At 40.9% G+C, this 23,099-nt stretch carries 16 protein-coding genes and 1 tRNA gene; 6 read left to right on the top strand and 11 right to left on the bottom strand.

The genetic code is table 11. From position 1 onward, the window contains the following. Positions 1-73: 73 nt before the first annotated feature. The 4 genes from ACOQON_RS12600 to ACOQON_RS12615 all read right to left on the bottom strand — a co-directional run bounded on the left by ACOQON_RS12600 (position 74) and on the right by ACOQON_RS12615 (position 6,364). The gene (locus ACOQON_RS12600) at positions 74-4,093 is read right to left on the bottom strand and encodes an Ig-like domain-containing protein (protein ID WP_420575774.1); all 4,020 of its coding nucleotides are present in this window, start codon (positions 4,091-4,093) and stop codon (positions 74-76) included. 114 nt (positions 4,094-4,207) lie between these two features. Then, the gene (locus ACOQON_RS12605) at positions 4,208-5,716 is read right to left on the bottom strand and encodes a tetratricopeptide repeat protein (protein ID WP_420575775.1); all 1,509 of its coding nucleotides are present in this window, start codon (positions 5,714-5,716) and stop codon (positions 4,208-4,210) included. A gap of 84 nt (positions 5,717-5,800) precedes the next feature. Continuing rightward, positions 5,801-5,873 (bottom strand) — tRNA-Met (locus tag ACOQON_RS12610). A gap of 47 nt (positions 5,874-5,920) precedes the next feature. Continuing rightward, positions 5,921-6,364 (bottom strand): nuclear transport factor 2 family protein, encoded by a 444-nt coding sequence (locus ACOQON_RS12615; RefSeq protein WP_420575776.1) that lies wholly within the window; start codon positions 6,362-6,364, stop codon positions 5,921-5,923. 38 nt (positions 6,365-6,402) lie between these two features. Here ACOQON_RS12615 and era point away from each other — a divergent pair, with 38 nt between their 5' ends. From era to der, 4 genes are all read left to right on the top strand, one after another. Further along, a complete protein-coding gene (gene era / locus ACOQON_RS12620) occupies positions 6,403-7,287 on the top strand; it encodes a GTPase Era (protein ID WP_420575777.1) in 885 nt (294 codons plus the stop codon). Positions 7,288-7,305: 18 nt separating this feature from the next. Beyond that, positions 7,306-8,943 carry a S41 family peptidase gene (locus tag ACOQON_RS12625; protein ID WP_420575778.1) on the top strand — a complete coding sequence of 546 codons (1,638 nt, stop codon included), beginning with the start codon at positions 7,306-7,308 and terminating at the stop codon, positions 8,941-8,943. A gap of 78 nt (positions 8,944-9,021) precedes the next feature. Next, positions 9,022-10,875 (top strand): S41 family peptidase, encoded by a 1,854-nt coding sequence (locus tag ACOQON_RS12630; protein ID WP_420575779.1) that lies wholly within the window; start codon positions 9,022-9,024, stop codon positions 10,873-10,875. Positions 10,876-10,972: 97 nt separating this feature from the next. After that, entirely contained in the window at positions 10,973-12,277 is a 1,305-nt protein-coding gene (der, locus tag ACOQON_RS12635; protein ID WP_420575780.1) for a ribosome biogenesis GTPase Der, read from the top strand. 2 nt (positions 12,278-12,279) lie between these two features. Here der and ACOQON_RS12640 read toward each other — a convergent pair whose 3' ends face one another. After that, a complete protein-coding gene (locus ACOQON_RS12640) occupies positions 12,280-13,452 on the bottom strand; it encodes a T9SS type A sorting domain-containing protein (protein WP_420575781.1) in 1,173 nt (390 codons plus the stop codon). Positions 13,453-13,584: 132 nt separating this feature from the next. On the opposite strand from ACOQON_RS12640, the gene ACOQON_RS12645 reads away from it, so the two are divergent. Together ACOQON_RS12645 and ACOQON_RS12650 are read left to right on the top strand one after the other, a co-directional pair. Next, on the top strand, positions 13,585-14,205 hold the full coding sequence (locus ACOQON_RS12645; protein WP_420575782.1) for a SprT-like domain-containing protein: 621 nt from the start codon (positions 13,585-13,587) through the stop codon (positions 14,203-14,205). An 80-nt stretch (positions 14,206-14,285) separates the two neighbouring features. Further along, positions 14,286-15,095, top strand: a complete 810-nt coding sequence (locus ACOQON_RS12650) for a ParA family protein (protein ID WP_420575783.1) — start codon at positions 14,286-14,288, stop codon at positions 15,093-15,095. On the opposite strand, the gene ACOQON_RS12655 is transcribed toward ACOQON_RS12650, so the two are convergent. From ACOQON_RS12655 to ACOQON_RS12680, 6 genes are all read right to left on the bottom strand, one after another. Beyond that, the gene (locus ACOQON_RS12655) at positions 15,092-15,661 is read right to left on the bottom strand and encodes a hypothetical protein (protein ID WP_420575784.1); all 570 of its coding nucleotides are present in this window, start codon (positions 15,659-15,661) and stop codon (positions 15,092-15,094) included. The two genes, ACOQON_RS12650 and ACOQON_RS12655, sit on opposite strands and share 4 nt — an antisense overlap. A gap of 81 nt (positions 15,662-15,742) precedes the next feature. Continuing rightward, on the bottom strand, positions 15,743-18,964 hold the full coding sequence (locus tag ACOQON_RS12660; RefSeq protein ID WP_420575785.1) for a TonB-dependent receptor: 3,222 nt from the start codon (positions 18,962-18,964) through the stop codon (positions 15,743-15,745). A 196-nt stretch (positions 18,965-19,160) separates the two neighbouring features. Then, positions 19,161-19,973: an N-acetylmuramic acid 6-phosphate etherase gene (murQ, locus tag ACOQON_RS12665; protein ID WP_420575786.1), complete on the bottom strand. Its 813-nt coding sequence runs from the start codon at positions 19,971-19,973 to the stop codon at positions 19,161-19,163. After that, a complete protein-coding gene (locus tag ACOQON_RS12670) occupies positions 19,966-20,805 on the bottom strand; it encodes a hypothetical protein (RefSeq protein ID WP_420575787.1) in 840 nt (279 codons plus the stop codon). Before ACOQON_RS12670 ends, murQ begins: the two co-directional genes overlap by 8 nt. Beyond that, positions 20,798-21,805 (bottom strand): Gfo/Idh/MocA family protein, encoded by a 1,008-nt coding sequence (locus ACOQON_RS12675; protein WP_420575788.1) that lies wholly within the window; start codon positions 21,803-21,805, stop codon positions 20,798-20,800. The genes ACOQON_RS12670 and ACOQON_RS12675 overlap by 8 nt, the downstream gene beginning before the upstream one ends. Continuing rightward, a complete protein-coding gene (locus tag ACOQON_RS12680; protein WP_420575789.1) occupies positions 21,805-23,085 on the bottom strand; it encodes a glycosyltransferase family 4 protein in 1,281 nt (426 codons plus the stop codon). Before ACOQON_RS12680 ends, ACOQON_RS12675 begins: the two co-directional genes overlap by 1 nt. Positions 23,086-23,099 lie beyond the last annotated feature (14 nt).

A 23,099-nucleotide genomic window follows, 5' to 3' on the forward strand; every position in this document is an offset into this window, starting at 1 on the left:
ATAAATAGTGGCACCCAAAAAAAAGGCGACCCCCTAGGGGTCGCCAATCGCAATAGCCATAGCTAATGCTGCCTTAGTTTGCCTTTACTATTTTTTCCCTTCTCGTGCCCTGATCACTCCTTACCTCAAGAATGTAAATTCCTTTAGGTAAGCCTGATACATCCATTTGCGTACGATTTGAATATATCTTCTGTACGATTTGTCCTTTAAGGTTAAGAAGCCTCACTTCTAGCTCTTTGTTGCTCTCAATAGTTAAGAGGTCTATTACAGGGTTAGGATAAAACTTAACCTCCAAAGCATTCTCTACTGAGAGAGCTGCTTCTTCTGTTACCTCAAAAGAAGTTCTCTCCGAGGCTTCCAGATAGTTTTCATTCCCCGCCTGACTGACAGTCACAGTTACGATACCAATTTCCCCAGTCAATGTAATCGTCGGACCATCATTAGTAGCAGGTCCACTCACACTGTAGGATAACGCAAGTTCCGTATCCACACTGGCCACCACATCAAACGATGCATCGGTAGTTAGTTTATCTGCAATTGGATCAATGGTAATGACCTGATCTGCTTTCGCAATTTCAAATGTACGCTCCACCTCTGGTGCGGGATTGAAATCATTATCACCTGCCTGATTTGCGGCGATCACCGCAGTGCCAGCTCCCGTAATGGTTACTTCATTGCCATCCAAAGAAATGGGTCCGCTGACAATACTAAAACTCACAGCCAAACCTGAAGAAGCCGTTGCAACCAGATTAAATGGCGCATCTCCATAGACTTTATCAAGAATCGTCTCAAAGGTGATGGTTTGGTCCGTTTTGGCAGGGTCAGTAACCACAAAACTCACCGATTCACTTGCCTCATTATAATTTGCATTTCCTGACTGACTCACAGTCACCGTCACCGTGCCGGTTCCTCCAGTCAATATAATCGTCGGACCATCATTAGTAGCAGGTCCACTCACACTGTAGGATAACGGAAGTTCCGAATCAACACTGGCCACCACATCGAACGATGCACCTGTAGTTAGTTTATCTGCAATTGGTTCAATAGCTATCAATTGATCTGCTTTCGCAATTTCAAATGTACGCTCCACCTCCGGTGCGGGATTGAAATCATCATCACCTGCCTGATTTGCTGCGATCACCACAGTGCCTACTCCCGTGATGGTTACTTCATTGTCATCCAAAGAAATGGGTCCACTGACAATACTAAAACTCACAGCCAAACCTGAAGAAGCGGTGGCAACCAGATTGAATGGAGCATCACCATAGACTTTATCAGGAATTGCTTCAAAAGTGATAGTTTGGTCCTGAGGTTCTTCCTCACTGCAATCTGTACTATACTGCGTGCCAGCATCTTTATTCGTCCAGTTGGCGGTGGAATAATCTACATCGTCCACCTGCACACACTCCAGGTTACTATTGTTTTGAATCTGAAAAGTGGTGATGCTTGTATTCATACCATTCTGAATGTTTAACTCTGTTAGCTGACCGTTTCTAGCCATCAGCGTTGTTATATTCGGGTGACTGCTGAGATCCAATGATTGTACTGCACCAAACGCCGTAGTAACACTTTCCAGACTCGTATTGGCACTAAGATCAAGGGTGGTAAGATTTCCACAACTGGATACATCAATACTTTCCAAAGAAGAAGCACTCCCAAGGGCCAGGGTGCTGATTTGGCTGCTCGACAAATTCAAAACCCTGACATCTGTGCCTGTAATATTTGCAGTAGTCAAACTGCTCAATCCTGATCCATTGATCATGTCAAAGGAACCATTTACTGCTTCGAAAGACTCCAAAGGATTCTGGTAAATCTGCACCGTATTGGCCGTAATGTCTTCCGGCAATGTCAGGCTTGTCAACTGATTCCCATTCAGTAAAATGTTATTGAAGGAGCTCCGGTTTGGTAGCACAAGGGATTCCAGGTCATTGCCTACCAGGTTGACCTGCGCAGCATCCACATTCGCAGAAAGATCAATGCTTGTTAAATCATTCAGCGAAAGGTCTATCCACACGACATTGACAAAAGCTTCGATTCCTGTCGGATCAGACAACCCTTGATTAGAGTAGGTAAGGTTACCAGAATAATTCTCGGCTTCTGATACCTGAATTTCCTCATCCTCATTCGTATTGATTTGTCCATTATTCAGCAGGAAGGTTTTGAAGTCTGTATCGTTAATTTGAACAACCTCCTCGGGTTCTGATTCTGCGGTGAAGTACCAGTGCTGCGCTCCTATGATTCCTGCATAGGTATTATCCGCCAGATCTTTAAATGAGCTACTAGCTATCTGGATATAATAGGATTCACCATAGGTAAGCTGGGGAACATCGAAGGTGACTACCTCACCATCAACAGTGACTTCATTAGGATCCACACCCAGGTACTGCGCAATGAGATTGTTGGAGTAATCCCACATGTTAATATTCAAATTTGAAGTGGTCACCACCGGTTCGTTAAACGTAATGGTCAATTCACCTACATCTATTGGCACATCGGTAGCGTAGCGATAGGCAAAAGCTTCAACCGTAGGTGCTTCATTATCCAATGGCACACTACAATCTTCGCTAAACCTCACCTCAGCGTCTACATTCCAAAAATCCAGATTGCTTTCACTCTCATTGTCGACCTGAATGCAAGTGAGGTCCGGATTATTCTGCGCCTCAGCATACCCTTCTGCATTGGTTCCATTTGCCACATTCAACTCAGTAAGCAAGTTATCATGGCAATAAATCTCATACAGTCCGGTATTTTGACTTACATCAAGAGAGGTAAGCTGGTTGTTATCACAATACAAGGCCTCCAATATTGTGTTTGCACCCAACACCATTGATGTGAGTTGGTTTTCCTGAACCTCCAATACTTCCAGATCAAGATTTTGGCTTACGTCTATTGAAGTAAGCATATTGTCATAGATCTCCAGAATTGTCAAGGAAGTGTTTTGACTCACATCAAGTGCTGTGATATCATTCACATAGGCACCTAGATAAGTCAAATTAGTATTGTTGCTCACATCCAGCGAGGAAAGTGAATTAAATCCCAAATTCAATGTTTCCAGGGCGGTATTCTGACTGATATCAATGGAGGTAAGGTCATTATCAAGGCAATTCAGGCCAGTGAGTGATGTAAACGCTTCAATACCCGTCAGATCTGCAACAGACTGACCATATATATTGATAGTACCAGTAAAGGCTGATGCTTCGCTGACCTGTATCTCTGAATCTTCATTGGTGTTGATATTCGTGTTATTCACCAGATAGCTTTTGAAGTTTGCATCCGGGATGTCTACCACCTCTTCTGCCGTGGTGAAAGACCAGTCTGTTTGACCAATTCCTTCAAAAATATTGAAGTACTGATCGGTAATAATTCCATCACCCTCATAGCCGTACTGATCAATTTCTACATAAAATTCAGTGGAAAATGGCATATCTGAAGGAGGATCGATAGTCACCACATTGTCACTGATGGATATGTCGCTAGAGTTGGTATTGATGGTAGCCCAAATCTGATCATCCGAAGCGTACTTAATGTAGATCTCTTCATTAGGCTCAAATCGGACATTTTCATCGAATGTGATTATGAGGTTAGCTTCAACAGCCACTTCTGATGCTGTGTTAGTCGGACTTAACCCATCTACCTGAGGTGGCTGGGAGTCACCAGTGGTAAATGACCAGGTATCTTTCCCAGCTATTCCGGAGAAAGCGTTCCCAGCTAAATCTGTTATACAGGTATTGCAGATTTCAACATAGTATTTTGTCAGGTCTTCGAAGTTATCGTCTCTCCAAAAAGAAATCTGATCACCATTCAGCGTATAGTATGAAGGCATATTGGCCACATCTATGGTTTGAAATGGGGTTTCATCATCATAATTGTAAATGACCACATTTCCAGTACCTACCGCTATATCTTCATTAAACGTAATTCGTATGGCTGGGTAAATACTTTGTGCTGTAGCATCCGGAGTAGGCTCCAACAAAGTATACGATGGTGGAGTGGAATCCTGAGCAAAAGCCGATATGCTCAGTAAAGTGCATAGTACGAATAGTGCAACATACTTATTTGTTATTTCTGTGTAACTAGGGTAAAACTTTTTCATGGCATTGCGATTTTAAATTCAATGCCAAGCTCGGATTGGACCCTATTAAAACGCCCATCCACCCCGGGTGGTTATCGCCTACCCAAGTGGGTAGTTTTTACAAAAAGTTTATTTTTAGTGCCTGGAGAGTATTTTTTCCAGTGCTTCTTTTCGGTTAGTCACACCCAGTTTTTCGTAAACATTTCTTAGGTGGTACTTAACCGTGTTTACAGACAAGTACATAGATTCTGCTATTTCACTGTTGGTCTTCTCGGAAATAGCCTCGTGAAGGATTTCGTATTCTCTTTCAGAAAGAGGTTTATAAAGGCCTTCATTGATCTGGTCCAGATTCACATCCAGGCTTTTTATTCCCCCTTCAAAAATGCTATTGATCTGGATTCTTAACGTGTCTATTTCCTGGGAAAGAAGAGCTCTCTTAAGTTTAAACCGCTGAATAAGCAGAAGGATAGCAATGATGCTAAATACAACGATGACCGCAATAATGATTACCAAAAAGGTTTGAAAACGTTCTTTTCTCTCCAGCTCCTGCTTTGCCTCAAGAATTTCCTTTTCCTTTTCTGCTGTCTCATATTTCACCTTAAATTCCTCGATGCTTTTCAGCGTTTCTGTTTTTTGAATAGAATCGTTTAACGCATGATAGTTTTCGAGATTTTCAATAGCAGAAACCCAATTTTTCTGCATTCGATCCAGCTGATAATATAATTGATAAGATCTTCGCAGACCAAAAGGCATATTGTTCTTTTGTGACAGCTTGATTGCCTCTTCTAATAATATGTGAGATCGATTGAAGTCCTGCTTATCAATTGCCATCTCGGCAAGGGCATTCAAACTTCCCGCATGAGTCTCGGCTTCTCCAAAACGTGCTGCCATATCCACAGCTTTTTCGAAATAACTTTCTGCTTCTATCCATTCTTGCATTGATTTATAAATGTTTGCAATGCTGTAATACTGATAGATCAACCCCAGACTATCCCCCGAGTTTTCTAATAAACCGGCAGCTTCTTTGTTTACCATCAACGCACTGTCCTGCTTCTCCAGTGCGTTGTAGCAATAGCCCAATCGGATGAGATTAGTTGCTATTTCCTTTTGATCACCGATTTTCCTGGAAATAGAAAGCCCTTTTTTTGAGTATCCCAAAGCAGATTTAGGATCACCCAGCTCAAAAAATATACCTGCCAGATTACCTATTAACTTGGATTGCCAACTCCTGAATGCTACTTCCTCCTTTCCATCTGCCAAATCCAGTGCTTGTTCAAAATAGGTTTTTGCCGTTTCATTTTCACTGGATATTCTCGCCACATTTCCCAAACCGTTCAAAGCACCGATTTGTAAAAGAACATCTTTGCTTCTACGAGCAATATCCAAACTTCGATTGAAGTAATAAGTAGATGAATCTGGATTGTAAAGCATTCCGTGAGCTATGCCAAGATGATAAAAGAATTTAGCCTGAATGCTATCCTTCGATTTTTTAACCGATCCCAAATGTGGATTTAATAACTTAAGCATTTCTTTCGGATTATTAATCGTGTCTACCTGAATAATAATCTGATCAATGGTCTGTCCTTTTAGTTGGTAGGCAGTAATAAGAGAGAAAAGAATTAGTAAATAATATGTTTTTTTCATCTCTGCAGTAATGGGATTCGTAATTACTAATCTAGTCGAAAGCAACAAAAAAAGCCTCAGATTTCTCTGAGGCTTCTTCTTTAGTAGCGGGAGCAGGACTCGAACCTGCGACCTTCGGGTTATGAGCCCGACGAGCTACCAACTGCTCCATCCCGCGATGTGAGCTGCAAAATTAGACAGAATAATTTTGATAGCCAAAGGTTTTTAATCATCCAGTTTTATTCGGTTCCAGATGTCCAGGTATATCTTCCACTCATCCTTTACCTTGCGCCAAATGATTACATATTTTCCTCGCCAATCAGACGTTTGCTCTCCATTCGTAGAAGTGCCCTCATAATATCCGTAATCATACGCCTCATTACCTAAAATTTTAATTTCTACCGGTGTAATCCTGTGATAAGAAGTCTTCCATGAGCTTTCACCCGGAGGATTCCAATAGTTTGCCAAGGCTTCACCCTCAAGAATGTCTGCATCAGAAGGGAATATTTTGGCATCACTGGTGTACATGGCCACAATCTTCTCACGCTCTCCCTTCATAAGGTATTCAGAAAAAGTTTTTGCTTGAGATTTGATTGATTCAACTTCCTTATCCTGAGCATTAATTGAGCTAAAAATCGTAAGTACTAGTATGGTTAAGATTATACGCATAGTTTTGGTGTTTACTTATTATGGTGTCTACTATTTAAATGACTGAAACGAAAGATCATAAAGCGGGGTTTGTGAATATCATTGGCAGACCCAATGTGGGTAAGTCCACCCTTCTTAACGCACTGATGGGTGAAAAATTGGCCATCACCAGCAGTAAGGCTCAAACCACACGTCATCGAATGTTTGGCATCCTGAATGAGCCTAATTATCAAATTGTATTTTCTGATACTCCTGGTGCCATTGATCCAGCCTATAAACTCCAGGAAAAAATGATGGGGTATGTACAAACAGCCCTGGAAGATGCGGATGTGATCCTGTTTATGGTAGCTCTCGAGGATAAAAATGATTATCCTCAACTTATTGAAATGGCCCTACGAGCCAACGCTCCTGTCCTTTTTCTAATTAACAAAACCGATCAGAATAAAGGCTCACAAACATTTGACAAAACCACGTACTGGAAAGAGTTGTATCCTGAATTGGAGATCATGACTATCTCAGCACTGGAACAAAATGGGACTGAAGTGCTTCTCAACAGAATTCTGGAATTACTACCAAAGCATCCTAAATACTTCCCTGAAGACGAGCTGACGGATAAAAGTGAACGATTCATAAGTGCTGAAATCATCCGTGAAAAAATATTCCTCAACTACCAGCAAGAGATTCCATATAGTTCAGAGGTGGTTGTAACCAGCTTTAAAGAGGAAGACAAAATCATCCGTATAGATGCGGAGATCTACGTGGAGCGAAACAGCCAGAAAGGAATCATCATTGGTAAGAAAGCCGAGTCGATCAAAAAAGTAGGAATGGAGGCCCGTAAGGACATGGAAGCGTTCTTTGGCAAGAAGATTCATTTGCAAACGTTTGTTAAAGTTGAAAAGGATTGGAGAAAAGATGACCGTAAGTTGAGTAGGTTTGGATATTAATCCTAACTACCTGTTTGAATGAAATCTCTTCAATCGATCATTCTCGTTGCATTCATTTGCTTTAGCTCCTTTGGACAAACCAACCTTACGAAAGAAAGCAAGCACTTTTTTACAGGGAAGTTATGGGGATTCCTCAAATACTACCATCCGGAGGTTGGAAAAGGAACTTACGACTGGGATGCAAAACTTACGGAACTGCTTGATCAAACCTCCTCATTTGAAAATACCAAAGATCTATCTGACTATTATGTAAAGTGGGTCAATGATCTTGGGACCATTGAAGAGTGCAAGAAGTGTGATGAAGAGTCTAAGAACGCATCTTTCCTCAAGAATTTTGATCTTAGCTGGACTAACAATCAATATTTTACCACAGACCTTCAGGAGTTGCTTCAAAACATTAAAGACAATCGCTTTCAGGGTAAAAATCACTATGTTGATCAGGGACCAGTAAATGAGTTTAAACCAAGGAATGAAGATGTCCTTCAGAGTCTTGAATGGTCAAACCCCCATCACCGCTTACTCGTTCTGTTTCGATACTGGAATTATGTCGAATATTTTTTTCCATACAAATACCTCACAGATCAGGACTGGGATGAAGTATTGAAAGAAATGATTCCAAAATTTCTATCTGTTGATTCTGAGGCAGCCTTTCATCGTGCCGTACTTGATTTAGTAGTCAAAGTCGATGACTCACACGCCGGATTTGTCACACCACTTCTCAAAGAAGACTTAGGGTTCGACCTTATGCTTCCAGTTCAACTTATGTGGGTTGAAGAAAAGCCAGTTGTAGTGAGTATTTTGGATTCAGCTAAAAATCAAAATATGCTCCAAAGAGGTGACGTAATCATGGCTATTAACGAAAGGCCAGTAAATGATCTTTGGCAAGGAAATCAAAAGTATGTGTGGGGGTCAAATCCAACTGCCAAAACTCGATTGCTTCAGTTTGCCTTACTCTTTGAATTAAGTGATTCAGCAAGTATTTCTTTTCAGAGAGGAGATCAAATGATGAATGAGAAAATAGATCTCTTCAAGTATTATGAACTAAAAATCGAATCTAAAGAGAAAAAGCCATGGCTTTTTTTGGAGGACTCAATCGGATATGTCAATATGGGAAAATTAGTGATTAAGGAAGTCGACGAGATGATGGAGGAAATGATGAATACACGTGCCATCATTTTTGACCTAAGAAATTATCCAAAAGGCACCCTTTATTCAATTGCTCGCTACTTAAATAATAAACCAAAACAATTTGCGAAGTTCACCCGCCCGGACTATTCCTACCCGGGAAAATTTGAATGGAGTGGCGAGAGTTGGTGTGGTAAGAAGAATAAAAACTATTACCGGGGGAAAGTCATTATCTTATTCAATGAACGAACACAGAGCCACGCAGAATTCACCTGTATGTGTCTTCAAACTGCACCTAACGTTACAAGCATCGGCAGCCAGACATCAGGTGCAGACGGTAACGTTACTCGGTTTAATCTCTTTGGTAATCATTATACTACATTGTCTGGTATTGGTGTCTACTATCCGGATGGAAGAGAAACCCAACGAATTGGAATTGTACCTGATATTGAAATAAGACCAACAATAAAAGGAATTAAAGAAGGAAGAGATGAGGTATTGGAAAAAGCGATCGAGATAGCACGAAAGTAATACGTAGGCATTAAGCCTGTTGCAATAAAAGGATGGTGAAAGTTGAGTAAGTTTGGTTGCTAATCAACTTATATGCTCATGCGACCACTTGTACTCCTTCTGATAGCTTTTTGCTTCTCTATCAACACTTCTTTTGTCCCGATAAAGTCCGGTGATAGCCAAGACCAACTGCAGGATGTTGATCGCCTTTTCTATGTCGCTAAAATATGGGGATTTCTAAAATACTATCACCCACTAGTTGCCAAAGGCTCATATAACTGGGATGAGAAGCTACAAAATATGATTGAGAAAACGGCGAAGTATAAAACTCATGCAGAGTTTTCAAATTACATAGCTAAATGGGTCTATTACATGGGCCAGCTACCTCCTTGCAGAAGCTGCAATAACTCTAACAGCGACCAACATTTTTTAAAAAACTTTGATCTTTCCTGGACGCAGGACAGGCGCTTCTCTGATGAGTTTCGGAAGACATTCAAAAACATAGAGAATAATCGGTTTCAAGGCAATCACTTCTACATCAGTCAGGGAGATGCACAGCAGTTTGAACCAAAAAACGAAGGTCCTGACTTTGACTTTATATGGAAAGACCCTAACCAGCGATTACTGCCACTATTCAGGTATTGGAACTACATCGAATACTTCTACCCTCACAAGTACCTGACTGATCAGGACTGGGATGACGTACTCAAAGAAATGATCCCGAAATTTCTGAATGCAGATACGGAGCTCGGCTTCCACCTGGCCATGCTGGAATTAATTGTGAAAATAGACGATAGCCATGCAGGATTGGTGACTTCCGAACTCGATGAAATGCCTTACAATAATTTTCTGCCTGCCAGAATTGATTTGATTGAGAACCAGGTGGTAGTGACCGAAATAATTGATCGTTCAAAAGCACAGATGAGTGATCTAAAGGTCGGTGATGTCTTAAAAAATATCAATGGTCGCTCCGCAGTGAGTATGCATGAAGCCAACAGAAAGTATATCTGGGGATCGAATGAGGCAGTAAAAAATCGGAATATCTACCATACCCTTTTCATGGGTATGAAAGAACCTCCTCATGTAGAAATCGAACGAAATGGATCGGTTAGGACTGCCACACTTAATCTCTACAAATATTCTGATCTCAGCTATCAGTCCAACAATTCCGCCGAAAAATGGTCCATTGTCGATGATTCAATTGGTTATGCTGATTTAGGGAAAGTAACAAATGGAGATGTGGATCAAATGATGAGTGAGTTAATAAATCAGCAGTTTATCATTTTTGACCTCAGATCAAATCCCAGAGTTTCCTATCGCGCCCTTGCCAAATACTTAAATCCATCTGATACGGTTTTTGCAAAATTTACCCGACCGGATCTAAGCTACCCGGGAAAATTTATTTGGGATGGAGAACGAACATGCGGGGAAGAAAATGAAGACTACTTTAAGGGAAATGTGGTTTTGCTGGTTGATGAGAATACCCAAAGCAATGCAGAGTTTACCTGCATGAGCCTTCAAACAGCACCAAATGTGACCGTCGTTGGCAGCCAAACGGCCGGCACACTCGGTAATGTTTCCAAGTTTGCCATTCTGGCGCGACTACACACTTCCATGTCCGCAATTGGTGTCTATTACCCAGACGGCAGTGAGACTCAGCGAGTAGGTATTGTTCCGGATGTGAACGTTAAACCTACCATTGCCGGTATTCGCGCGGATAAAGATGAAGTGCTAGACAAAGCCATTCAGATTGCACAAGAAGAGATTGAGAGACTGAAAGAAATAGCACGACTAGAGGAACTCGCTCGTCAAAGAAGACTGGATTCACTGGCACGCCTTGATTCCCTGAGAGTGTTAGATTCATTACGAATTGACTCGGTACGGATGAATGCATTACCTATGGATTCACTTCAGATGGACTCTTTGAAGATTGATGAGGGAATTGACAATTAAACATTAACTAAGTATCTCATAGAATACTTGAAATCTAAAAAGTAAGGGTTTGGCTGCTGTTTGCTTTAATTTCGCAGGTTAATTAGAAAAAGTACAGATGGCCAATGTTCTCGCAATTGTAGGCAGACCCAATGTGGGTAAATCCACCCTTTTCAATCGGCTGATAGAAAAAAAACAGGCCATTATGGACAATGAATCGGGTGTGACCCGTGATCGTCATTATGGCTATGGAGAGTGGAACGGGAAGAAGTTTACCGTTATAGATACAGGAGGGTATGTTGAAGGCTCAGATGACATATTTGAAGGAGCTATCCGATCTCAGGTGAAAGAGGCACTGGAAGAAGCAACAGCTATACTGTTCATGGTTGATTGTGATACGGGAATGCATGGACTAGACCAGGATTTTGCGAATGTGATTCGGGAGATTGACAAACCAATATATCTGGTAGCCAACAAAGCCGACAATCAGGAAAAGCTACTGGCATCCAATGAGTTTTATTCACTTGGACTAAACGCTCCTCTTTTTGCTATAGCAGCTGCCAGCGGTGCAGGGACCGGTGACCTGTTGGATGAGGTGGTTAAAGGATTTGATGACGGGGATATTGAAAAAGAAGAGGTTCCTCACATTGCGATTGTTGGAAGACCCAACGTTGGCAAATCTTCATTCATCAATGCACTCATTGGTAAAGAACGGAGTATTGTAACCGATATCGCAGGAACTACCAGAGACGCCACAAACACCCGATATAATTTATTTGGAAAGGATTTTATCCTGACTGATACGGCAGGTATTCGAAAGAAGTCACGCGTAAAAGAAAATATTGAGTTCTATTCAGTTTTAAGGGCAGTTCAAGCCATCCAGGATTCTGACGTGTGTATTGTAATGATTGATGCAGAAACAGGTCTGGAATCTCAGGATATGAATATTATTGGGTTGGCTCATAAGTACAAGAAAGGGATCGTATTGATGGTAAACAAATGGGATTTGCAGGAAAAAGACTCAAAGACAGCCGATAATTATCGGAAATTCCTGGAGGAGAAACTCGGCCCATTGAGTTATATCCCCATTATTTTCACCTCCGTATTGACAAAGCAACGCATTATGCAAACGCTGGAATTGGCATTGAGGGTTTACGAAAACCGATCCAGAAGAATCACAACTTCAAAGCTGAATGAGCTGATGGGAAAAGAAATTGAAAACTACCCACCTCCAGCAGTAAGAGGACATTACATCAAGATCAAGTACATTACCCAGCTACCGACACAAACTCCGACATTTGCTTACTTCTGCAATTTCCCGCAGTATATAAAAGAACCGTATCAGCGCTACCTTACAAATAGGATGCGAGAACACTTCGATTTCAGAGGAGTGCCGATTAAAATGGTATTCAGAAAGAAATAGATCTACTTCTTGACTATTCGGACCCGATAAGTCTCATTTCCTGCCATCGCATGCAATGTGTAAGTACCTACCGCTGATCCTTCCAATTGTTGGGATATTAACTGTTCTGCCTCAGCGTTAGTTGTATTTGATAGTCTCAAAACGGACCTGCCCATTGGATCAAAAAGCTGAATATCGGTTACTACTCCCTGAATGCGTATGGGGCCATTAGTCGGATTAGGAAATACTTCTAAATCACCTCCTATTTGTCCATCGGTGTTGAGCAAAACAATCGGACTGTATTCAAACTGTCCATCAAAATCCACTTGTCGGAACCGATAAAAAGAAGACCCACTGTATGGATTATTATCCGTGAAGGTGTAGAGGTGTTCTTGATTACTATTGCCATGACCACCTACAAATCCAATTACTTTGAAATTCTCTCCATCTGCGCTTTTCTGTATTTCAAAACCTTCATTATTTATCTCAGCCGATGTGAGCCACTCCAATTTCACGCTGTTTCCTTCAACCAATCCTTTAAAATAGACCAATTCAACGGGGAGCGGAGCACCATTCAGATCTCCCGTAAACCCGGAATCATCCCCATTATTTGTATATGTGCCTCCAACGGTAAGATTTCCATCTCCTTCAAGTAGAGCATCCACAATGAATGATTCATTTGTGAAATTTCCATCAACATTCATACTGCCATCGATATTGGTTACACTTCCTGCACCTGTTGTGAAATCTCCGCCTACATCAACTGTTCCGCCATTCTGAATATCAAGCCCCGATAGATTTGCAGCATCAAAATCATCAGCTACTTGTAAAAACCCACCATCCTGAATTATTATATCGAAGAACGAAGTAAAATTATTTTGGGGTCTAAAGTCATCACCAACATCAACTGTTCCGCCATTACCAATAGTTAGAGAGCCACTCCTTGCAATAATATCACCTGTTACTGTCAGCACACCATTTACAATTAAATCCTCTCTTATTGTAAGATTTCCATTAATTGTGAGGTCTCCATTGACGGTTAAAGTAATATTGCCAGCACCAAAAAGTTCTATATCTCCTGCTGGCTCAACGCAAGTGCCTGACTGGATATTTGTGATATTATAGCTTGGACATTGGCCTAGTGCTAAAAAGTTGGCACAAGATATCACTAAAGAAAGCAATAGCTTCTGTTTCATAGTTTGGTGTTGTGGTACTACAATAACGGTATATAAAATTATATAAATATTAGTCAGTAACTATTATTGTTCGATGAATGGAAAATCATTTTGGATTATTTTAAGTTTTAAAGACACAAAACCAATATTCAAATGACTTCTATTGAGGTTTTTCAGAAATTTGTACCTCCCAATGCCGTCGTATACTGCGTAAAGCTCTATGAACACATGGGTTTTGAATTTAAAATCAAGAAAGCCAGGCAGACCAAATTAGGAGACTATAGATTCAATCCTCAGTCTGAAAAACATACCATCACTGTCAATAATGACCTGAACCCTTTTGCATTCCTGGTAACATATCTGCATGAAGTTGCACACCTGATGGCTTTCAAGCAATATGGAAGAAGGATTCAGCCACATGGAAAAGAATGGAAAGAATGTTTTAAGCAAATCGCTACACCAATGCTTAAAGAAGATGTTTTTCATTCCAGCGTATTGCAAGCACTGAACAAATATTTCAAAAACCCAAAGGCATCCAGCTGCTCAGATCCTGTTCTTTATCAAATTCTAAAGCAATTTGATGCTCCTTCAGACCTGATAATGCTAAAGAGTATTCAAGTTGGTCAAGTTTTCATTTTTAATAACAAACCATTTATCAAATTAGAAAAGAAGCGAACTCGATCGGTCTGTCAACAGGTCAACACGAAGAGAAAATACCTGATTTCTGAAGTGGCTGAGGTAAAACCAATGGAACCAGAGAAAATAGCTAAATAGTATCTTAATAAGATAAAATTTTACTATTTTAACATTTCCTAAAATCACCGCTGCTGGATGGAAAAATGGCTAGACACAATATGTCCCAAACAATAGCGGTATATAACTTCAAAGGAGGAGTTGGTAAAACCAGCACCACATTGAGTTTGGCTCACTCCTGGTCTCGTGCTTTTAAAGTTTTAGTTATTGATTGTGATCCTCAATCCAACCTTAGTCAGGCACTCATCGGGCAAAGCAACCAAGCCACTACACTTTTTACGCTAACCAAAAAAATCCTTCACAATGAGCAACCGAAAATCGAACCGATTGAAATTCACCCTTACCTTCATTTAATTCCCGGTGATTATAATATGGCGGAAATGGAATCCAATACCCAATTCATTTCATTTGGTCATATCCTGTTTTATAAACTCCTGGCTGCTATTAGACATCAATACGACATCATTCTTTTGGATTTTCCTACCCATTTTGGTGTTACGGTCAAATCTTTTATCGCTAACATTGATGGAATCCTCATTCCGGCAACCCCCGGTTCATTTTCTGTAGCGGGATTCAAAAAACTACTTGGATACCTCAATGAAGTAGAGAAAGATAAGCCTCTCAATATTTTAGGGATCTTCTTCAATCTGTATAGAAAGCATACTTTATTCCATCAAAAAATTGTGCGTGAAGCAGAGCAAGAACTTGGAAGACTCATCCTGGATCAACGCATTCGGGAGTCTATTCGGGTCAGTGAAGCGAATGAACAACACGAATCACTCTATTCTTTTACTGAGCAAAGTGCAGTAGCTGAAGATTTCCTGAAACTCAGCGAAGAAGTAATTGCTCGGATGAATAGTATTGACCTTCCCACTGCTTTAAAGCAGCTCGATGAACAAACGGTGAACTAAATTGCCAGCCTTCGGGATATCAAGCCATTGACTAACTCAAAAAAGCGAAGCGGTGGCAGGGTTCTCCATTTTTCTATCTGCAGACTTCCTGACATATTGATGTAATTATCAATATTAAAATTCTTCATCTCATCAATCACAAACTCCTGAAAATTGATTCCTGCAATCCATCCGTCTTCTACATCTTCAAACCATTCTTCATAGTAGCAGTCATCACTGCCGTGGAAATTCATGATGTTTTCTCCCACCAGCGCAAACTTATTGATCCCAAATGAGACCATGTGCTCGATGATGTTTCGCTTGAGTTGCATGATGTCATTGTTGAGTGCATCATTCCATTCACCGATCATTTCGATGACGGCAAACCCTCGATCATAATCCACAAAAAGGATTTTGATATAGAGGGTCTCAGAACCAAAAAAATCCCAGGCCGGGTCAATATAATAGCCATAAATATTCTCTGAATAGAGATCATAGTTATACTCCTTCCCCGAAAAAGGGGAGCGATCATCGTAGCTGGAATTGTAGTATTGATTCCAACGCTCATAAGGAGTAATGGTATGCATTGACGCAAAGGTAGATTTGATGTGTAGAAACAAAAAACCCCGACCAAATGGTCAGGGTTTTAAGTTTAGGTTGGTTGATTATTAGTTTCCAAAAATATATCGTACTCCAAATTGCATTTGCCATCTGGAACTGATAAGGCCGGTATCATCTTTACCCAGTAAATCCTCTTTATCCTGAACACTTGTATCAAAAGAATAGGTAGGAATGTTGGTTCCTGTTTGATATCCTTCAAATGATAGAAGTTGTACTGAAGTTCCGTCACCATCTGGTGTGAAGTATCTTCTACCCCAATCCGGGTTAATCAGGTTACCTACGTTGAAGATATCAAATGAAAGTTGGATGGTATTTCTTTTTCCATTAGACATCTCAATGTAGAAATCCTGAAGTAACCTAAAATCAAGAATACTGGAGAAAGGAAGTCTTGCCATATTTTTCTCAGCATACTGACCTCTTCTTTCACTTAGGTAATCATCATTAGAAATATATGCATCCAATGCAGCCCACTGAGCATTAGCTGTTCCCGCATCAGCAAAAACAATTTCTGATTGTGATTCTGGCACATATATCAATGCTCTTTCTCTCGAGTCTTCCCCTGTTACGTCCTCGTTATATGTATATGAGAAAGGAGAACCACTTTGTCCATTATAGAATAATGAAATGGTTGTCGCAAAGTTGTTTAAGTACTCCTTTTTGTAAGAGACAGATGCAAGTACTCTTGAAGCAACATCAAAATCAGATCTACCTAGTGTAGCGTTGTTTCGTCCATTAAGAGAATAAACACCTCTCCATTGAGATGAGTTTTGTGATGAAGTACCTTCAAAAATCGCTTCCGCTCTACCAAAGCTATACGCCACGTTAGCCGTTAGTCCATTATCAAATGGCTTGGTAATACTTGCTGATAAGTTATAGCTATAACCTTCACTTGTATTTGAACCAAGATAAATAGCCGTGTAAGTATTGTCAATATCAGGATTGTTGAAGACAGGACGGTTATCAGGTGTTCCTTCCAGCGTTTCAGTAGCTGGTGCCACGTTCAGGTTTTCATAGAAAATCGCATTAATATTCTTTGTGTAGATTGCTTCCACAGTTCCAATCAATCCCCACCATGGTAATTTTTGATCCACAGCGATACTTGTTCTTAAAACCTGAGGGTACTTGAAGTCAGAGGCAAACAAATCCATTTGACCCTGTGGGATAGCATCAGTACCACCAAAATCACCAACTGTGTATTGATTAAAAGGATCGGCTCTGAAATCTATTCCTGAAAATTGTCGAGTACCTCCTACGGTCAAACCATTATTGTTGTACATCGCACCTGGCCATACGTAAGGGATTCTACTAGTGAATACACCAATTCCACCTCTTAATTGAGTTGATTGATCACCTTTTACGTCATAATTAAATCCAACCCTTGGAGAGAACAGAACTTGTGCGTCTGGCGCCTGCCCTGCTCTGGCTCCCTTTAAGTCATAACCTGCTGCTTCAATCAATCCAATAGTTGTGTTATTAAAGTAGGTGTCCTCCACTGGATCATCCAAAAACATTGGTATATCAATTCGAAGACCACCTGTCAACTTCAATTTTTCAGTTACCTGAAATTCGTCCTGCACATAAAGTCCAATTTGCAAAGCTTTGAAAGCTGCAGCAGCCTCAGTGTTATCCCCTGTTGTATTGTCTATTAGTGAATAACTTCGATCATACTGTGTCGCTAGATCAGTTCCACCATTAACATCAGCTATGAAGTCAGCTATGTTATCGTATCTATAAGATCCGAAGTTCTGACGAATGAATACATTGTTCATATCATAGTACTCATTGTGCGTCCCGATTGTAATGGTGTGTCTTCCTTTGTAAAGACTAAAGTTGTCTGTAAAAGTTAAAATCTTCTGCTCCAACAAGTTTGCTGTTGAAAACTGCTCACTTCCTACCTCTACGTTTCCCTCACTAATATCAATGTACGGGAACGGTGACCCAAGTGGGTCACGGTCGTCTACCACAGAAGTAAATCCAATAATTAACTTATTTGATTTGTTCTCAAAGTTTGATGCAACTTCAAGCGTAGTTGCATTGGTCGTATTTGGGAAGAATACACCAGAATTAGCAAATCGAATTCCTGTGGTAAAAGAGCCACTCGGGGAAAAATTCTCACCTTTATTATAACTATGTCTTAATGAAATTTTATGCTCTCTACTAAGGTTATAATCAAGCTTGATCAAAAATCTCTCAGCCTGAAGTTCTTGAACCACATTTTCATAAGACCCAGGGTTGTATCCAAGTCCATTCAAAGTAGAAATTAGATTGTCTACGTCAGCTTGAGTTGCTGATCCTGTATAGCTTGCAAAATCAAATGGCTGAGGAGTCTCTTCTCTCTGAATTTCACCATTTATGAAGAAAAATAATTTATCCTTGATAATAGGTCCACCAGCTCTGAACCCGTATGTCTTAGCAGAAAATTCAGCAAGCCTCTCTCTCTCTATATCTGCCGGATCAGAAATAAACTTTGGAGTTTTTCCTGCCAGATCCTGATTTCTTACGAAGTAATAAATTGAGCCTTCATATTCATTCGTGCCACTTCTGGTTACTGCACTAATTCCACCTCCTGCAAAACCACTCAATGTAACATCATATGGCGCTACTGCAACACTGATTTGATCAAGTGCATCCATACTTACCAAAGGGTAGTTGCCGATTTGACCACCATTCTGACCATTTCCTGCAAGACCAAATACATCATTACTGGAAGCTCCGTCAATAAAAATTGAGTTGTATCTATTATTACTTCCGGCAATACTGAGTCCTCCTCCAGAGGTAATACTTGCCTGAGGCGTCAATCGAGTAAAATCCTGTATTCCTCTACTTGCGTTCGGTAATGAGTTGATCTCTCTGGTTGATACTTTTGTCTCGGCTCCCGTTCTGTTTCCATCAATCAATCCTGAGCTTGCTGTAACAACTACTTCACTCAGAGCTTCAGCAGATTCCGATAGTGTAGTTGATAGCTTGTATGACTGACCCAAATCAAGGTAAATATTTTCCTGAGTCTTAGTTTCAAACCCTACATATGAAATAGTGATCGTGTAAGGACCCCCTACTTTCATGTTTGGAATTCGATAATAACCATCTACATCTGTTACGTTTCCGTATTCAGCACCCGTAGGGGTGTAAACTGCTAGTACAGTTGCTCCAATAAGCGGTTCTCCGCTTTGATCTGTTATTCTACCATTCATGGCAGACGTTGTAGAGCCCTGTCCAAAGAGGAGAAGGGTGCTCACTGCAAGCGTTACAGTTAGTAAAATTTTTTTCATGCTTTCTGTTTTTCTTTTTTGGTTTAATAAAGCCTTACAAAAGTAGAATCTATCGTGCAGATAGGTATTTTTTTACGTTTAAATTTTCCATCGAACTATTAATAAATAGTTAACAAAGAAAATTTTGCGTTTTATAAAAACTCAGATTTTAAGTTAATGAAATTTACAGCCAACTAAAAGTGAATTGATGGCTGTATTAGAATTGATATGCTGCTAGTGCAGCTCGTACAGATCCATGCTTTTTGATAAGAGTTTCAGCCTCTTCGAAAGTTATATTCAATTTATCCACCAGCATCTGAATGCCCCGTTCTACCAATTTCTCATTACTCAGCTGCATATCCACCATTTTATTTCCTGAGACATGACCCAGCTGGATCATGACGGAAGTAGATATCATATTGAGAATGAGCTTTTGAGCAGTGCCCGCTTTCATACGGGTGCTTCCTGTGACAAACTCCGGGCCTACGATTGCCTCAATCGGATATTCAGAGGCTCTGGCAAGAGCAGTGTCCTCATTACAGGTGATGCACCCTGTCAAACACCCATTTTCCTGTGCAGATTTAACCGCACCAATGACATAGGGAGTCCTGCCGGATGCCGCTACCCCTATTACTGTATCCTTTTGGCTGATTCCATGTGATTCAAGGTCCTTCCATCCCTGATGAGTATCGTCTTCTGCAAATTCCACTGCTTTCCTAATCGCTCCATCACCACCTGCAATGATGCCAATCACCAGATCATGCGAAACCCCAAACGTGGGCGGGCATTCCGAGGCATCTACAATGCCTAATCTACCACTGGTTCCTGCACCAATGTAAAATAGCCGTCCGCCTTTTTTCATTCGCGGAACAATTTCAAGCACTAGTTTTTCGATTTGAGGTATACACCCCTTTACTACCTGAGCGACAGTCTGATCCTCCCGATTAATATTAGCTAGCAAATCACCCACAACCATTTTTTCTAAATGGTCATAATTGGAATCTGATTCGGTGATCGGTTTCTTAGTCATACTGCTGATGATATAAAACTAAACCTGCTATCGGTGACTGGACTATGTTTTTGATTAGAAATTTCCTTTCCGTCCCAATCTGACGCAATGTATCTGAAAAGTAATAAGCGATTGATCCTGAAAAATGAAAAGGTTTCTCCTTATGCTCAGATTTATGAAAGAAGGCATCAAAGAAATCATTGAAAGCACGTGTTATTAGCTGATGAATTTCCGGATGGTTCCTGTTTTCATAAATGAATGTACCAAAAGACGCCAAAAAATGATTGGGACGAGGTTCGTGATAGATTCGTTGTATCACCTCATGCGACGTTAGGCTATACTTCTCCTGAAACTGCGTGATTATTTCTTTTGAGAACTGTTCTCTAAAAATCCCCATCATTAATTTTTTACCCAGATAAGCACCACTTCCTTCATCGCCCAGCACATATCCCAAAGAAGCACTGACTTTGTTTACCTGCTGTCCATTGTAATAGCATGCATTGGATCCCGTTCCAAGGATACATACGTTTCCTTCTTCTCTACCGCAGAGTGATCGGGCTACTCCTACCAGATCGTTTTCGATATGTATGTTGCTCCCAAAAATTTCAGCAAACTCGCTACGCACATCTTCCGCCTGTTGCTTTGTGTCAACTCCTGCTGCATAAAAATAAATGGGAATATTTGGTTCGACTTCTTCACCAAAAGTCTGTGTGATGCTGGTTTTAAGATCTTCCAAGTTATGTGTGTATGCATTAAACCCAATGGTCTCAAATTGTTGAATATCTCCATCCTTCACCACTCGCCACTGCGTGCCGGTTCCTCCTGCATCTCCAACTATGAAAGAATCAGCCATTGGCAGACTTATAAATCTTTTCGATGATCTCAACGGTTTTCAGTCCTTCCAAGCCATTTGTAGCAATACTGCCACCTTTCTGAAGAACGTCTATCAGGTTTTCATACACCCGATCATGATTACTCATACTTCCCTGATACTCACCATACTCATTTGCAGGGTTTCCTTCTTTCAGCTCACCAATTTCTTCACCCTCGAATGACTGGTATTCCAGCTTATTGAGATATTGTCCGCCTACCTTCACCGTGCCCTTTTCTCCAAATATGGTGATTGAGCCTTCCATATTCTTTGCATAAGCATTTACCGTGTAGTTCACCGTTCCTAATACCCCATTCTTAAACTTCAATGAAACAACTCCTGTATCTTCAAACTCTATCACATCCTGATGTGCATAATTGTGAATGAGCGCTGATGCTTCCTCCACGTCTCCAATCATCCAATAGAGCAAATCGATGAAGTGGCTGAACTGCGTAAAAAGCGTCCCCCCATCCAGTTTTTTCGTTCCTTTCCAATCGGAGTTCTGATAGTAAGCAAAGTTTCGGTTCCAAAAGCAGTTGAGCTGAATGGAGTAAATCTCTCCGAAAGCACCTGCGTCAATTTTTTCTTTTACTGCTTCAATCGCCGGATTAAATCGATTTTGTTTTACAATAAATAACCTTCTATTGCATCGCTCAGCTGTTTTGATCATTTCCTCGCAATCGGCTGAATTGAGCGCCATCGGCTTTTCACAAAGCACGTGAAACCCGGCATTTAAAGCGGCAATGGTATGTTCAGCATGAAGTCCGTTCGGTGAGCAAACTGCCGCCACATCCATCTCTTTGATTTTTAGAAGCTCCTCTGCTGAAGTAAACCACGGCACATCATATTCTTCCCCGAGTAATTTTGCTTTTTCTTCATTCACATCACAAACAGCCACCAGCTCCCCAAGCCTTTTGATATGGCCGGCATGTCTCTGAGCGATGCGTCCGCACCCAATTAACCCAACGCGAATTTTATTCATTATCTCTTTATCAATTCCTCTAGTTTGTCGACAAGCCTTTCATGTGAAAACTGATTCAAAAGTGAAGCAGTATCTTCGCCATTTGGCCTTCTTTCATTTTCAAATATATCTTCTATAAATCCCCTGATTGAATCAATTTCAGAATAAGCGAGAATTTCACCCACATCTTTCGTATTCATCAAATCACCTAAATCACTTTTTCGCTCACCCATTCCCAAAATCATGCGTTCGGCGGCCAGGTATTCAAAAAACTTCACAGGAAGAATCCATTCTGAATTAGTGGACTTGTTGAGCAAAAGCAGCAGTATATCGCACTTTCTGTACTCGTCTTGCATGGTCTCGTGAGGCAGGTAGTCTAAAAACTCCACCTTACCATTCAATTCCTTTAGCTCGCAGATCTCATCTTTTATTGACTCGGATACAATTCCCCCTATTCTGATCCGCAGCTTGTTCGCAAAAACCTGACTTTCACGACACATCTGGTCCAGTAGCTGCCACAGCTGTCTTGGATTTCTTAGCTCATTTAAAAGACCAAAGTAGCCAATGGTGAAATGAGCCGAATTTGGGTTGATATCGGATTTATTTCTGACAGTGATCCCATTATGAATCACCTCTATCCCCCCAAGAGCGTCTGCCAACCTGGAGCTGACGGTCATGGCACAATCTGCATTTTTAAGCACTGACCTCTCCAGTCTCTGGTGAACATCAAGTGCAATCGAAGATGTCTTGAGCTTTTCTAGCACATCCCACTTGCTCCATGGGTCCCGAAAGTCCGCCAGCCATTTTACCCCTGTTTTTTTCTTCACACGTTTTCCAATCAGATGCATGCTGTGAGGGGGTCCGGTCGTAATGATCGTATCAATCCCCTCTTTCTCAATCAGCTCAATTGCCCGTTTTGCAGCAGGCTTTACCCAAAAAACGCGTGGATCCGGAATAAGCAAATTCCCACGAACCCAAATCATCAAATTATCCTTAAAGGACCTCTTCGATTTCTCTAGCACCAACCCTTGTTGCACATTCTTTCGATCCTTATTCCGGGTGAGTTTGTGAAAAAGGTTAAAGGGCTCCCATATTGGAATTTTCACTACCGGAATGTCTTTTACCTTTTCAAGCAGTTTCTCATCCTTAATCTCAAACTGTGGATTTTCTGGTGTCAGCACCCATGGCTCCCACCCCCTGTTTTTAAGCTGAAGAGCAAAATTCATCCAGCGTTGAACACCCACACCTCCACTCGGCGGCCAGTAATAAGTAATTATCAGAATTTTGCGGGATGAGTCCATAAAACGATTGGCAA

The organism is Ekhidna sp. (genome assembly GCF_965221965.1).
GTDB lineage: Bacteria > Bacteroidota > Bacteroidia > Cytophagales > Cyclobacteriaceae > Ekhidna.

What these genes read in the sequence shown, in the direction of transcription:
- ACOQON_RS12600 (WP_420575774.1), bottom strand. Translation starts at nt 4,093, where the DNA reads ATGAAAAAGTTTTACCCTAGTTACACAGAAATAACAAATAAGTATGTT.
- ACOQON_RS12605 (WP_420575775.1), bottom strand. Translation starts at nt 5,716, where the DNA reads ATGAAAAAAACATATTATTTACTAATTCTTTTCTCTCTTATTACTGCC.
- ACOQON_RS12615 (WP_420575776.1), bottom strand. Translation starts at nt 6,364, where the DNA reads ATGCGTATAATCTTAACCATACTAGTACTTACGATTTTTAGCTCAATT.
- era (WP_420575777.1), top strand. Translation starts at nt 6,403, where the DNA reads ATGACTGAAACGAAAGATCATAAAGCGGGGTTTGTGAATATCATTGGC.
- ACOQON_RS12625 (WP_420575778.1), top strand. Translation starts at nt 7,306, where the DNA reads ATGAAATCTCTTCAATCGATCATTCTCGTTGCATTCATTTGCTTTAGC.
- ACOQON_RS12630 (WP_420575779.1), top strand. Translation starts at nt 9,022, where the DNA reads ATGCGACCACTTGTACTCCTTCTGATAGCTTTTTGCTTCTCTATCAAC.
- der (WP_420575780.1), top strand. Translation starts at nt 10,973, where the DNA reads ATGGCCAATGTTCTCGCAATTGTAGGCAGACCCAATGTGGGTAAATCC.
- ACOQON_RS12640 (WP_420575781.1), bottom strand. Translation starts at nt 13,452, where the DNA reads ATGAAACAGAAGCTATTGCTTTCTTTAGTGATATCTTGTGCCAACTTT.
- ACOQON_RS12645 (WP_420575782.1), top strand. Translation starts at nt 13,585, where the DNA reads ATGACTTCTATTGAGGTTTTTCAGAAATTTGTACCTCCCAATGCCGTC.
- ACOQON_RS12650 (WP_420575783.1), top strand. Translation starts at nt 14,286, where the DNA reads ATGTCCCAAACAATAGCGGTATATAACTTCAAAGGAGGAGTTGGTAAA.
- ACOQON_RS12655 (WP_420575784.1), bottom strand. Translation starts at nt 15,661, where the DNA reads ATGCATACCATTACTCCTTATGAGCGTTGGAATCAATACTACAATTCC.
- ACOQON_RS12660 (WP_420575785.1), bottom strand. Translation starts at nt 18,964, where the DNA reads ATGAAAAAAATTTTACTAACTGTAACGCTTGCAGTGAGCACCCTTCTC.
- murQ (WP_420575786.1), bottom strand. Translation starts at nt 19,973, where the DNA reads ATGACTAAGAAACCGATCACCGAATCAGATTCCAATTATGACCATTTA.
- ACOQON_RS12670 (WP_420575787.1), bottom strand. Translation starts at nt 20,805, where the DNA reads ATGGCTGATTCTTTCATAGTTGGAGATGCAGGAGGAACCGGCACGCAG.
- ACOQON_RS12675 (WP_420575788.1), bottom strand. Translation starts at nt 21,805, where the DNA reads ATGAATAAAATTCGCGTTGGGTTAATTGGGTGCGGACGCATCGCTCAG.
- ACOQON_RS12680 (WP_420575789.1), bottom strand. Translation starts at nt 23,085, where the DNA reads ATGGACTCATCCCGCAAAATTCTGATAATTACTTATTACTGGCCGCCG.